Genomic DNA, 12,132 nt, shown 5'->3' with positions numbered 1-12,132 from the left:
ATGGGCAGAACAAAAAGATAAGTTGTATCCCGTTACTGATACAACGATGCTTTCTCGTCCACTTTATGCAATTTGGCTGCAAAACAGCGATAAACAAAATCAGATCCGCGATCTTTTGAAAATCAAAGTGATTGATTGAATATTTGTGGCAAGGATGCCTGCGAGAGATTTTCTGTAGAGTGGATGCTGAAAAAGAAGCAAAAAAAATCCTTAGCAGATGCTAAGGATTATTTCTGGCAGGGGCGGAGGGACTCGAACCCCCAACACCCGGTTTTGGAGACCGGTGCTCTACCAATTGAACTACGCCCCTAATTAGGGTGGCGGAACGGACGGGACTCGAACCCGCGACCCCCTGCGTGACAGGCAGGTATTCTAACCGACTGAACTACCGCTCCACCGAATTTCTTCACAACCACCGGTTTGTTGCCCCGGTTTCACTGCTAATTTGATGCCTGGCAGTTCCCTACTCTCGCATGGGGAAACCCCACACTACCATCGGCGCTACGGCGTTTCACTTCTGAGTTCGGCATGGGGTCAGGTGGGACCACCGCGCTACTGCCGCCAGGCAAATTCTGTCTGTCAGACCGTTCTCACGCCCTGACCTAATCTGTATCAGGCTGATTTCATGTCTCTCACGCCAAAACATCTTCGGCGTTGTAAGGTTAAGCCTCACGGTTCATTAGTACCGGTTAGCTCAACGCATCGCTGCGCTTACACACCCGGCCTATCAACGTCGTCGTCTTCAACGTTCCTTCAGGAGACTTAAAGTCTCAGGGAGAACTCATCTCGGGGCAAGTTTCGTGCTTAGATGCTTTCAGCACTTATCTCTTCCGCATTTAGCTACCGGGCAGTGCCATTGGCATGACAACCCGAACACCAGTGATGCGTCCACTCCGGTCCTCTCGTACTAGGAGCAGCCCCCCTCAATTCTCCAGCGCCCACGGCAGATAGGGACCGAACTGTCTCACGACGTTCTAAACCCAGCTCGCGTACCACTTTAAATGGCGAACAGCCATACCCTTGGGACCTACTTCAGCCCCAGGATGTGATGAGCCGACATCGAGGTGCCAAACACCGCCGTCGATATGAACTCTTGGGCGGTATCAGCCTGTTATCCCCGGAGTACCTTTTATCCGTTGAGCGATGGCCCTTCCATTCAGAACCACCGGATCACTATGACCTGCTTTCGCACCTGCTCGCGCCGTCACGCTCGCAGTCAAGCCAGCTTATGCCATTGCACTAACCTCCTGATGTCCGACCAGGATTAGCTGACCTTCGTGCTCCTCCGTTACGCTTTAGGAGGAGACCGCCCCAGTCAAACTACCCACCAGACACTGTCCGCAACCCGGATCACGGGTCCACGTTAGAACACCAGCCATTAAAGGGTGGTATTTCAAGGGCGGCTCCACGCAGACTGGCGTCCACGCTTCAAAGCCTCCCACCTATCCTACACATCAAGGACCAGTGTTCAGTGTCAAGCTATAGTAAAGGTTCACGGGGTCTTTCCGTCTTGCCGCGGGTACACTGCATCTTCACAGCGAGTTCAATTTCACTGAGTCTCGGGTGGAGACAGCCTGGCCATCATTACGCCATTCGTGCAGGTCGGAACTTACCCGACAAGGAATTTCGCTACCTTAGGACCGTTATAGTTACGGCCGCCGTTTACCGGGGCTTCGATCAAGAGCTTCTCCTTACGGATGACCCCATCAATTAACCTTCCGGCACCGGGCAGGCGTCACACCGTATACGTCCACTTTCGTGTTTGCACAGTGCTGTGTTTTTAATAAACAGTTGCAGCCAGCTGGTATCTTCGACTGATTTCAGCTCCATCCGCGAGGGACTTCACCTACGTATCAGCGTGCCTTCTCCCGAAGTTACGGCACCATTTTGCCTAGTTCCTTCACCCGAGTTCTCTCAAGCGCCTTGGTATTCTCTACCTGACCACCTGTGTCGGTTTGGGGTACGATTTCGTGTTACCTGGAGCTTAGAGGCTTTTCCTGGAAGCAGGGCATTTGTTACTTCAGCACCGTAGTACCTCGTCATCACGCCTCAGTGTTAAAGTGCTCCGGATTTGCCTGGAGCACACACCTTCACGCTTAAACCGGGACAACCGTCGCCCGGCTAACATAGCCTTCTCCGTCCCCCCTTCGCAGTAACACCAAGTACAGGAATATTAACCTGTTTCCCATCGACTACGCCTTTCGGCCTCGCCTTAGGGGTCGACTCACCCTGCCCCGATTAACGTTGGACAGGAACCCTTGGTCTTCCGGCGAGCGGGCTTTTCACCCGCTTTATCGTTACTTATGTCAGCATTCGCACTTCTGATACCTCCAGCAACCCTCACAGGCCACCTTCGCAGGCTTACAGAACGCTCCCCTACCCAACAACACATAGTGTCGCTGCCGCAGCTTCGGTGCATGGTTTAGCCCCGTTACATCTTCCGCGCAGGCCGACTCGACCAGTGAGCTATTACGCTTTCTTTAAATGATGGCTGCTTCTAAGCCAACATCCTGGCTGTCTGGGCCTTCCCACATCGTTTCCCACTTAACCATGACTTTGGGACCTTAGCTGGCGGTCTGGGTTGTTTCCCTCTTCACGACGGACGTTAGCACCCGCCGTGTGTCTCCCGTGATAACATTCTCCGGTATTCGTAGTTTGCATCGGGTTGGTAAGCCGGGATGGCCCCCTAGCCGAAACAGTGCTCTACCCCCGGAGATGAATTCACGAGGCGCTACCTAAATAGCTTTCGGGGAGAACCAGCTATCTCCCGGTTTGATTGGCCTTTCACCCCCAGCCACAAGTCATCCGCTAATTTTTCAACATTAGTCGGTTCGGTCCTCCAGTTAGTGTTACCCAACCTTCAACCTGCCCATGGCTAGATCACCGGGTTTCGGGTCTATACCCTGCAACTTAACGCCCAGTTAAGACTCGGTTTCCCTTCGGCTCCCCTATTCGGTTAACCTTGCTACAGAATATAAGTCGCTGACCCATTATACAAAAGGTACGCAGTCACACCCCGAAGGATGCTCCCACTGCTTGTACGTACACGGTTTCAGGTTCTTTTTCACTCCCCTCGCCGGGGTTCTTTTCGCCTTTCCCTCACGGTACTGGTTCACTATCGGTCAGTCAGGAGTATTTAGCCTTGGAGGATGGTCCCCCCATATTCAGACAGGATACCACGTGTCCCGCCCTACTCATCGAGCTCACAGCCTGTGTGCTTTTGTGTACGGGGCTGTCACCCTGTATCGCGCGACTTTCCAGACGCTTCCACTAACACACAAGCTGATTCAGGCTCTGGGCTGCTCCCCGTTCGCTCGCCGCTACTGGGGGAATCTCGGTTGATTTCTTTTCCTCGGGGTACTTAGATGTTTCAGTTCCCCCGGTTCGCCTCATTAACCTATGGATTCAGTTAATGATAGTGTGACGAATCACACTGGGTTTCCCCATTCGGACATCGCCGGCTATAACGGTTCATATCACCTTACCGGCGCTTTTCGCAGATTAGCACGTCCTTCATCGCCTCTGACTGCCAGGGCATCCACCGTGTACGCTTAGTCGCTTAACCTCACAACCCGAAGATGTTTCGTGAACATCCGCGTGTCGCGAAAATTTGAGAGACTCACAGAACAGTTCGCACTGTTCAGTGTTTCAATTTTCAGCTTGATCCAGATTTTTAAAGAGCAAAACTTCGCAGCACACACAGAATGTGTACTCTGAAGTTTTCTTGTGCCGAACAGTAAAGATGGTGGAGCTATGCGGGATCGAACCGCAGACCTCCTGCGTGCAAAGCAGGCGCTCTCCCAGCTGAGCTATAGCCCCATCGTAGTTAAATCCCGTATACCCGTAATTTTTCCTGAGACAAGGCGTCAAATGGCGAAGCATACAATCAGTATGCGAGTCATTTGACAACGCAGTATTCAGGGAAAATTTGGTAGGCCTGAGTGGACTTGAACCACCGACCTCACCCTTATCAGGGGTGCGCTCTAACCACCTGAGCTACAAGCCTGCAGAGATTTTTACTGCTCGTATTTCATCAGACAATCTGTGTGGACACTGCAGAGGCAGGTTCTTTAAGGTAAGGAGGTGATCCAACCGCAGGTTCCCCTACGGTTACCTTGTTACGACTTCACCCCAGTCATGAATCACAAAGTGGTAAGCGCCCTCCCGAAGGTTAAGCTACCTACTTCTTTTGCAACCCACTCCCATGGTGTGACGGGCGGTGTGTACAAGGCCCGGGAACGTATTCACCGTGGCATTCTGATCCACGATTACTAGCGATTCCGACTTCATGGAGTCGAGTTGCAGACTCCAATCCGGACTACGACGCACTTTATGAGGTCCGCTTGCTCTCGCGAGGTCGCTTCTCTTTGTATGCGCCATTGTAGCACGTGTGTAGCCCTGGTCGTAAGGGCCATGATGACTTGACGTCATCCCCACCTTCCTCCAGTTTATCACTGGCAGTCTCCTTTGAGTTCCCGGCCTAACCGCTGGCAACAAAGGATAAGGGTTGCGCTCGTTGCGGGACTTAACCCAACATTTCACAACACGAGCTGACGACAGCCATGCAGCACCTGTCTCACAGTTCCCGAAGGCACCAATCCATCTCTGGAAAGTTCTGTGGATGTCAAGACCAGGTAAGGTTCTTCGCGTTGCATCGAATTAAACCACATGCTCCACCGCTTGTGCGGGCCCCCGTCAATTCATTTGAGTTTTAACCTTGCGGCCGTACTCCCCAGGCGGTCTATTTAACGCGTTAGCTCCGGAAGCCACGCCTCAAGGGCACAACCTCCAAATAGACATCGTTTACGGCGTGGACTACCAGGGTATCTAATCCTGTTTGCTCCCCACGCTTTCGCACCTGAGCGTCAGTCTTCGTCCAGGAGGCCGCCTTCGCCACCGGTATTCCTCCAGATCTCTACGCATTTCACCGCTACACCTGGAATTCTACCTCCCTCTACGAGACTCAAGCCTGCCAGTTTCGGATGCAGTTCCCAGGTTGAGCCCGGGGATTTCACATCCGACTTGACAGACCGCCTGCGTGCGCTTTACGCCCAGTAATTCCGATTAACGCTTGCACCCTCCGTATTACCGCGGCTGCTGGCACGGAGTTAGCCGGTGCTTCTTCTGCGGGTAACGTCAATGAGCAAGGTTATTAACCTTACTCCCTTCCTCCCCGCTGAAAGTACTTTACAACCCGAAGGCCTTCTTCATACACGCGGCATGGCTGCATCAGGCTTGCGCCCATTGTGCAATATTCCCCACTGCTGCCTCCCGTAGGAGTCTGGACCGTGTCTCAGTTCCAGTGTGGCTGGTCATCCTCTCAGACCAGCTAGGGATCGTCGCCTAGGTGAGCCGTTACCCCACCTACTAGCTAATCCCATCTGGGCACATCTGATGGCAAGAGGCCCGAAGGTCCCCCTCTTTGGTCTTGCGACGTTATGCGGTATTAGCTACCGTTTCCAGTAGTTATCCCCCTCCATCAGGCAGTTTCCCAGACATTACTCACCCGTCCGCCACTCGTCACCCGAGAGCAAGCTCTCTGTGCTACCGTTCGACTTGCATGTGTTAGGCCTGCCGCCAGCGTTCAATCTGAGCCATGATCAAACTCTTCAATTTAAAAGTTTGATGCTCAATGAATTAAACTTCGTAATGAATTACGTGTTCACTCGTTGAGACTTGGTATTCATTTTTCGTCTTGCGACGTCAAGAATCCAGTCACCCTGAGTGCCCACACAGATTGTCTGATAAATTGTTAAAGAGCAGTGCCGCCTCGCTTTTTGCTGCGGCGCGGGTTGCGTATACTACGCTTTCCCGCTGTGAAGTCAACTGTTTATTTTCAGATTGCTTCACCTGACAGGCCGGTGTGTTTGCCGTTGTGCCGTGTCAGTGGAGGCGCATTATAGGGAGTTAATTCCCGCTGACAACCCCTAATTTCAAAAAACTTTTCAACCGTCTCTTTTTTGCGCAAAACTGCGCTAAAGCGCCAGTTTTTCGAGCTTTTTGAACCCATAGCGCTGCAAAACGGGCAATAATTGCGCAGTCTCTGGCGTTAATGCCATGCAATAGGCAATATTCTCATCGGAAGATTTCGCATCCGGCGCTTCGTGTTCAAGCAGCCAGGCAGTACGACGCGCAATTGCCGCGCCTGAATCAATCAAACGCGTTCCTTCCGGCAGCACTTGCAGCAACTCGTCTTGCAGTAAAGGAAAGTGCGTACATCCCAGCACCACCGTATCCGGCGGCTCTTTCATACGCAGCCAGGGGCGAAGGATATGGCGCAGTTCATCCAGCGAGACCGCTTCACCATGCAGTTTCGCTTCCGCCAATACAACCAGCTCCGCCGAACCCAGCATCTCAATCCGACACTCATTCGCGAAACGCGAAATCAGTTCGTGTGTATAAGGACGCTTCACCGTACCCCGCGTGGCCAGCAGCCCTACCACGCCGTTCGCCGTTAGACGCGCGGCGGGTTTGATGGCAGGCACTACGCCGACGACAGGGAAGGAAAACGTCTCCCGCAGCGCGGGCAAAGATACGGTGCTCGCCGTATTACAGGCAATAACGGCCAGTGCGAGGGGGTATTGGGCCTGAACGGCGGCGACGATTTCGACAACGCGCTCAACAATAAACGCTTCGCTTTTCTCACCATAGGGGAAAGCGACATTGTCAAACGCGTAGATGTAATGCAGATCCGGCAGGAGATGCCGGATCTCATCATAAACGGATAACCCACCGACGCCGGAGTCAAACACCAGCACGGTGGGACGTGCGTCAGAAGGTGTAGCTGCCAGACAAGGTGTATTCCCGTCCTGCAGTTTGGTAGCCATATGCTGTCTCGTACTCTTTATCGAACAGGTTGGCGATTTTACCACGAACTGTTAAATGAGAGGTCACAGGATATGAGGCAGAAAAATCAACCGTACTATAACTTGGCAAAATACGTTGCTCAGGATTATAGGTTGACGTGCGGTTGTCATAGCGCTTACCGAAGTACTCCCAGGCCAGATCCATATCGACATTCAATACGGACCAGTCAAGCTGGTACTTCGCCTGACGCTTCGCACGACGCGGCAGCACTTCATTGGTTTCATCATCACGCGGATCAATGTATTGCAGCGTCACGCGATGCGAGAAAATGCCGGTATCTACGCTGCCCGTCCACTCAACGCCTTTAATAGTGGCAGAGTTGATGTTGTAGTAAGCCGTATTGCTATAGGTGATCAGGTTTTCAATCTCATAGCGATAGGCAGACAAACGCCAGTCCAGCGGGCCGGTTAAGCCTTCAACACCCGCTTCCCACTGTCTGGACTCTTCCGGTTTCAGGTTCGGGTTGGAAGCAATGCCAAAACGCTTCGCACCAAACTGCTGGCCTAAAGAAGGCGCCAGGAAGCCAGTGCCATAAGAGACGGTCAGACGGTAGTTTTCAACGAACTCCCAGCCGGCAGCGGTCTGCCAGGTACCATGCCAGCCGAACTCGTCATCTTTATCTTCACGGCCCGAGGCTTCCAGCGTGACATCGCCGAACTGCTGCATCCCGTTCAGGTACAAGCCCGTATTCTCACGCTCATAAGCATCGCGCGTCGTTTTATTCGATGAAACCAGCCGCTCTTGTTTCCAGTCTACGCCCGCGCCAACAGAACCTTTGCCGACATCAACGTTGTTACCCCACTGAATGTATCGCTGCTCCATATCATCCAGCGTGGTGCCGTCGTTATAACGGCCATAAATGCTGCTGTAGTTGTAGTCTTTGCTTTTCTGGTAGCTGGCCAGCAACTGGGACGAATAGATCCCCTCGGCGAAATTCAGTCCGGTATCCCAACCCTGCACAAACAGTTGACGCTCATCGGCGCTATAGTCTGGCGCGAACGGTGGGCTGCCAAGATCGTAATCCACGTTATTGCTAAAGTTGTAGCCGCGAAAGAAACCGTCGACGTTATCGTTGAACTTGTGCTGCAGGCTGCCCCAGAACGTTTTGTTGCGATAACCATCGCGATCACTGTCATGATCCCAGGTTGAACCGGGCTGCACATTAAAACCGCGTGTGCTGGTATAAGAACCCGCCGCCGTCGCCACGGTGTCGCCAAAGCGCTGGCGCAGCGTACCGTCGTAGGTCTGATAGCCTTTCGAGCCTACGCCGGCATTGATTTGTGATTTCTCATTGCCGGTCATGGTAATGACGTTAACCACGCCGCCAATCGCCCCGGAGCCATACACGGCAGAGCGCGGCCCGCGAATATATTCAACACGTTGCACTAAAGAGAGCGGGATTTGATTCAGCTCGGGATCGTTGGAAATCCCTGAGCGCGCAACCGGTACGCCATCAATCAGCAGCAGCAGGTGTTTCGCTTCTGTACCCCGCACATAAACCGAAGCGGTCTGGCCTAATCCGCCGTTTTGCGCGATATCAACTCCAGGCAGGCGACGCAGCACATCAACCAGTGAGCGCGACTGCCAGCGATCGATGTCCTCACGCGTCACCACTTCAGTTGGTGCAAGCACCGTCTTAGCCGGTTGTTGAAAACGATTTGCTGTCACCACCAAAGTGTCTGAGCTGCTATCTTGCGCCCAGCCGGAAAAAGCTGTGACGGAGAGCGCCGTCAGCAGCGAAGCTTTTTTAATCATTGTGAAAGCATCCACAAAAGAGTAAGGATGCCGCAGGTTCCATCAATAGCACGCGATGATGTCACCAGATGCGACGTATACCGGCAGGTCTTCGGGCTTGGAGGTACATCAAGAAAGCGACTTCCCACCCAACAGGCAGTGTCTGCTCTCTCACCTTGATCCTTACCGCTGCGCGTCAGCCCCAGATTCTCACTGGGTTCCCTTTTAACTCACAGGACCGGAACAAGGATGCTACATTCTGTAACATATGGATGTCCAGACTGCTAACTGACTATTTAGCTCACATCCGGGGCTGGACATCGCCTGAGCAATGCCTACAATCCCCGCGTTATTCTTAATCACTCAGGAAGCATGATGACCCCCGAACACCTGCCGACAGAACAGTACGAAGCCCAGCTGGCCGAAAAAGTGGTGCGTCTGCAATCAATGATGACGCCTTTTTCCGCGCCGCTTCCGGAGGTGTTCCGCTCACCGGTCAGCCATTACCGTATGCGCGCCGAATTCCGCATCTGGCATGACGGCGACGATCTCTACCACATCATTTTCGATCAGCAGACGAAATCGCGGATCCGCGTGGACAGCTTCCCGGCGGCAAGCGAGCTGATTAACCAATTAATGACGGTGATGATCGAGGCGGTACGCGGCAATAAAACACTGCGTCATAAACTGTTCCAGATTGATTACCTGAGCACCATGAGCAACCAGGCGATTGTCACTCTGCTCTATCACAAAAAGCTGGATGATGAATGGCAGGCAGAAGCCGCGCACCTGCGTGACGCACTGCGCGCCCGGAATCTGAATGTGCAGTTAATTGGCCGTGCGACCAAAACTAAAATCGAGCTGGATCAGGATTTTGTCGATGAGCGTCTGCCGGTCGGTGGCAGAGAGATGATCTACCGCCAGGTAGAGAACAGCTTTACGCAGCCTAACGCCGCGATGAATATCCAAATGCTGGAATGGGCGCTTGATGTCACGCGCGATTCAACGGGCGATCTGCTGGAGCTGTATTGCGGCAATGGCAACTTCTCGCTGGCGCTGGCACGCAATTTCGATCGCGTGCTGGCAACCGAAATCGCCAAACCGTCCGTGGCGGCAGCGCAATACAATATCGCGGCTAACCACATTGATAACGTGCAGATTATCCGCATGTCCGCCGAAGAATTTACGCAGGCGATGAATGGCGTGCGCGCTTTTAACCGCTTGCAGGGTATCGATCTTGCGAGCTACCAGTGCGAAACGATTTTCGTCGATCCACCGCGCAGCGGGCTGGATGCGGAAACCGAGAAAATGGTGCAGGCCTATCCGCGTATTCTGTATATCTCCTGCAACCCGGAAACGCTGTGTAAAAACCTGGAAGCATTGAGCCAGACACACGATATTTCACGTCTGGCGCTGTTCGATCAATTCCCGTATACGCACCATATGGAGTGCGGCGTACTGCTTACGCGTAAAAATAAATAGCGCTATATAAAACCCGGCAATTCCGTTTAACGGCTGGCCTGTCAATCAGGCCAGCCGAATAATAGCGGTGAGACGCAAATGACTGCTGCATGCAACTATTTATTTATCAGAACAATGACCATTGCGGAACGTGATCGCGCTAACATTCTTTTATAATGGCTTGTGAATGTTCTGATGCGGTATTTATATCACCAGGGATATTTGTTCCTAGTATTAAGCGATCAGCCCCGCACGAAACAGGGCTGATAAATAATGCAGTTCACTGGTTATTTATCGGCAATAAAGTGGTCATCATCGCCCACCGGAATATAAACGCGAACCCACTCTTTACCGTCGACAATATCCCAGCTGTGACCTTCGCCCGTCGTGTCTGCCGCAAGCAGAACCGTGCCGGGTTCGATGATGAAGGTTGAGCCATCGCTTACCCTGAACTTAAGTTTGCCTTTCATCGTCACCACGTATTGCTTCTTCGGTGCCGGATGTACCCCTTTCTGCCACTCTTCGAATGTATTGCTGAAGTAGAGATTTTGCGAAGAGAGCTTCGCCAGCGAGGGAACAGAACCTTTAATAAACGCCGAGTGGTTATCCGGCGTATTAATGAGCTTTATCGCCGGAATACGGTGCTCGCTCTCATTCGTTTTTATTGTATCCGCGAAAGCGGCGACCGAAATAACTAAACCGGCCGTGGCTAACAGAAGTTGTGTTATTTTTTTCATGAGGATGTCCAGAGTTAATTTTAACCTGCCACCTGGATCAAGCGATCGTCAGGCAACCGAATAAAATGCCGGATTAGTACATCAGATGAAATGCGTTTTACCGTAGATTTTTTTAATTAATAAATTATTGATGGATTCTGGCAGGGAATTATTTCGCAAGCGCAGAAAAAAGGAATGAATAATTCCCAACGCTTGATTCATTGGGGATGAAAATCCCCTCTCGCAGGGAGAAGGGATAATGCTTATTCAGAGGCTTCGTGTTTGCGATCGCGCAGACGAAAACCAATCCAGAAAACCAGCACCACCGACAAAACGGCAGGCAGGAAGTTAGAACCGATATCCGGATACTCGGCGCGCACCACCGTACTGTAAATCAGCACACCGAGGATAAAACACGCGGCGGCAAGGCCAGGCAGACCCACCGGCATCGTGCGATTTTGATAGCGCTGATGCAGACAATACACCGTCAGCACCAGCGAGATAATCGGGAATATTGAAAACGGTACAATCGAGCTGAACACGGCGGAGAACGTACCGTTAATCGATAAGCCAGCGATGAGCGCCAGCAGCAACGTACCTTTATCTTGACCAGACTGTTTCATTACTCATCCTTCACTCGTCGGTTGATGCGCCAGTTTTTCCTGTTCACGGCGATACCAGTAATACGCGCCTTTTGAAATCATGCGCAATTGTAGTACCAGTCGCTCTTCTAGTTGCCTGCGTTGTTCCGCCCCCACATCCAGCGCTTCAGCGCCGGCGTTGAAGACAATCGTCACCATCGCTTCGGCTTGCGCTTCAGTGAACGCTCGCGGCATATGGTTTTCGAGTTCAAGGTAGTCGGCAAGTTCCGCAATAAAATGTTGGATCTCACGCGCCACCGCCGCACGAAAGGCTGCGGACGTTCCGGAGCGTTCCCGCAACAGGAGCTGAAAAGCGTTGGGATTATTGCCGATAAATTCCATAAATGTGGAAACTGATGTGCGGATAACGCTACCGCCTTTCGCAATACGCTGACGCGCCTGGCGCATCAACTGGCGCAGCATTAACCCGCTTTCATCCACCATGGTCAGACCGAGTTCATCCACATCCCGGAAATGACGATAAAAAGACGTTGGCGCAATACCTGCCTCACGGGCGACTTCCCGCAGGCTCAGGCTGGCGAAGCTGCGCTCCGCGCTGAGTTGGCTAAATGCGGCTTCGATCAGCGAACGCCGCGTTCTCTCTTTTTGTTGCGCTCTTACACCCATCACGATGTTTGAATCCTTCCAGGGGCCCGCTGGCACTATACCAGAGAATAAATCCGATCCGATTGTACTGGATTGTGACTGATTGT

The 12,132-nt window shown here is 52.5% G+C and carries 6 protein-coding genes, 4 tRNA genes, 3 rRNA genes, 1 pseudogene and 1 riboswitch; of the genes and pseudogenes, 2 read left to right on the top strand and 12 right to left on the bottom strand.

The window, feature by feature from the left end:
- Position 1 precedes the first annotated feature (1 nt).
- Positions 2 to 139 (top strand): annotated as a pseudogene (locus tag H650_RS25980) (HTH-type transcriptional regulator HdfR); the annotation flags it as partial.
- A gap of 95 nt (positions 140 to 234) precedes the next feature.
- On the opposite strand, the gene H650_RS14895 reads toward H650_RS25980, so the two are convergent.
- The 9 genes from H650_RS14895 to btuB form a co-directional block, all read right to left on the bottom strand.
- Positions 235 to 310: transfer RNA gene (locus tag H650_RS14895), tRNA-Trp, on the bottom strand.
- An 8-nt stretch (positions 311 to 318) separates the two neighbouring features.
- Positions 319 to 395, bottom strand: a tRNA-Asp gene (locus H650_RS14890).
- Positions 396 to 450: 55 nt separating this feature from the next.
- A 5S ribosomal RNA gene (gene rrf / locus H650_RS14885) occupies positions 451 to 566 on the bottom strand.
- Positions 567 to 658: 92 nt separating this feature from the next.
- Positions 659 to 3,565 (bottom strand): 23S ribosomal RNA (locus tag H650_RS14880).
- A 178-nt stretch (positions 3,566 to 3,743) separates the two neighbouring features.
- A tRNA-Ala gene (locus H650_RS14875) sits at positions 3,744 to 3,819 on the bottom strand.
- A 110-nt stretch (positions 3,820 to 3,929) separates the two neighbouring features.
- Positions 3,930 to 4,006 (bottom strand) — tRNA-Ile (locus H650_RS14870).
- A gap of 70 nt (positions 4,007 to 4,076) precedes the next feature.
- Positions 4,077 to 5,616: ribosomal RNA gene (locus H650_RS14865) — 16S ribosomal RNA — on the bottom strand.
- The 16S, 23S and 5S rRNA genes sit together here with 4 tRNA genes alongside, the layout of an rRNA operon.
- 359 nt (positions 5,617 to 5,975) lie before the next feature.
- The gene (murI, locus tag H650_RS14860; protein ID WP_044489540.1) at positions 5,976 to 6,827 is read right to left on the bottom strand and encodes a glutamate racemase; all 852 of its coding nucleotides are present in this window, start codon (positions 6,825 to 6,827) and stop codon (positions 5,976 to 5,978) included.
- Entirely contained in the window at positions 6,772 to 8,622 is a 1,851-nt protein-coding gene (gene btuB / locus H650_RS14855) for a TonB-dependent vitamin B12 receptor BtuB (RefSeq protein WP_020455981.1), read from the bottom strand. The genes murI and btuB overlap by 56 nt, the downstream gene beginning before the upstream one ends.
- A gap of 65 nt (positions 8,623 to 8,687) precedes the next feature.
- Positions 8,688 to 8,859, bottom strand: a riboswitch (cobalamin riboswitch).
- Between the two features lie 117 nt (positions 8,860 to 8,976).
- Here btuB and trmA point away from each other — a divergent pair.
- On the top strand, positions 8,977 to 10,083 hold the full coding sequence (trmA, locus tag H650_RS14850) for a tRNA (uridine(54)-C5)-methyltransferase TrmA (RefSeq protein ID WP_020455980.1): 1,107 nt from the start codon (positions 8,977 to 8,979) through the stop codon (positions 10,081 to 10,083).
- A 266-nt stretch (positions 10,084 to 10,349) separates the two neighbouring features.
- Here trmA and H650_RS14845 read toward each other — a convergent pair whose 3' ends face one another.
- The 3 genes from H650_RS14845 to fabR all read right to left on the bottom strand — a co-directional run bounded on the left by H650_RS14845 (position 10,350) and on the right by fabR (position 12,049).
- A complete protein-coding gene (locus H650_RS14845) occupies positions 10,350 to 10,799 on the bottom strand; it encodes a cupin domain-containing protein (RefSeq protein WP_020455979.1) in 450 nt (149 codons plus the stop codon).
- A 242-nt stretch (positions 10,800 to 11,041) separates the two neighbouring features.
- Positions 11,042 to 11,401 (bottom strand): YijD family membrane protein, encoded by a 360-nt coding sequence (locus H650_RS14840; protein ID WP_020455977.1) that lies wholly within the window; start codon positions 11,399 to 11,401, stop codon positions 11,042 to 11,044.
- A 3-nt stretch (positions 11,402 to 11,404) separates the two neighbouring features.
- Positions 11,405 to 12,049 (bottom strand): HTH-type transcriptional repressor FabR, encoded by a 645-nt coding sequence (fabR, locus tag H650_RS14835; protein WP_017459617.1) that lies wholly within the window; start codon positions 12,047 to 12,049, stop codon positions 11,405 to 11,407.
- Positions 12,050 to 12,132: the final 83 nt, after the last annotated feature.

This window comes from Enterobacter sp. R4-368 (genome assembly GCF_000410515.1).
In the GTDB taxonomy this organism is placed as follows: Bacteria; Pseudomonadota; Gammaproteobacteria; order Enterobacterales; family Enterobacteriaceae; genus Kosakonia.
This window is presented reverse-complemented; position numbering and strand designations above follow the sequence as displayed.

What these genes read in the sequence shown, in the direction of transcription:
- murI (WP_044489540.1), bottom strand. Translation starts at nt 6,827, where the DNA reads ATGGCTACCAAACTGCAGGACGGGAATACACCTTGTCTGGCAGCTACA.
- btuB (WP_020455981.1), bottom strand. Translation starts at nt 8,622, where the DNA reads ATGATTAAAAAAGCTTCGCTGCTGACGGCGCTCTCCGTCACAGCTTTT.
- trmA (WP_020455980.1), top strand. Translation starts at nt 8,977, where the DNA reads ATGACCCCCGAACACCTGCCGACAGAACAGTACGAAGCCCAGCTGGCC.
- H650_RS14845 (WP_020455979.1), bottom strand. Translation starts at nt 10,799, where the DNA reads ATGAAAAAAATAACACAACTTCTGTTAGCCACGGCCGGTTTAGTTATT.
- H650_RS14840 (WP_020455977.1), bottom strand. Translation starts at nt 11,401, where the DNA reads ATGAAACAGTCTGGTCAAGATAAAGGTACGTTGCTGCTGGCGCTCATC.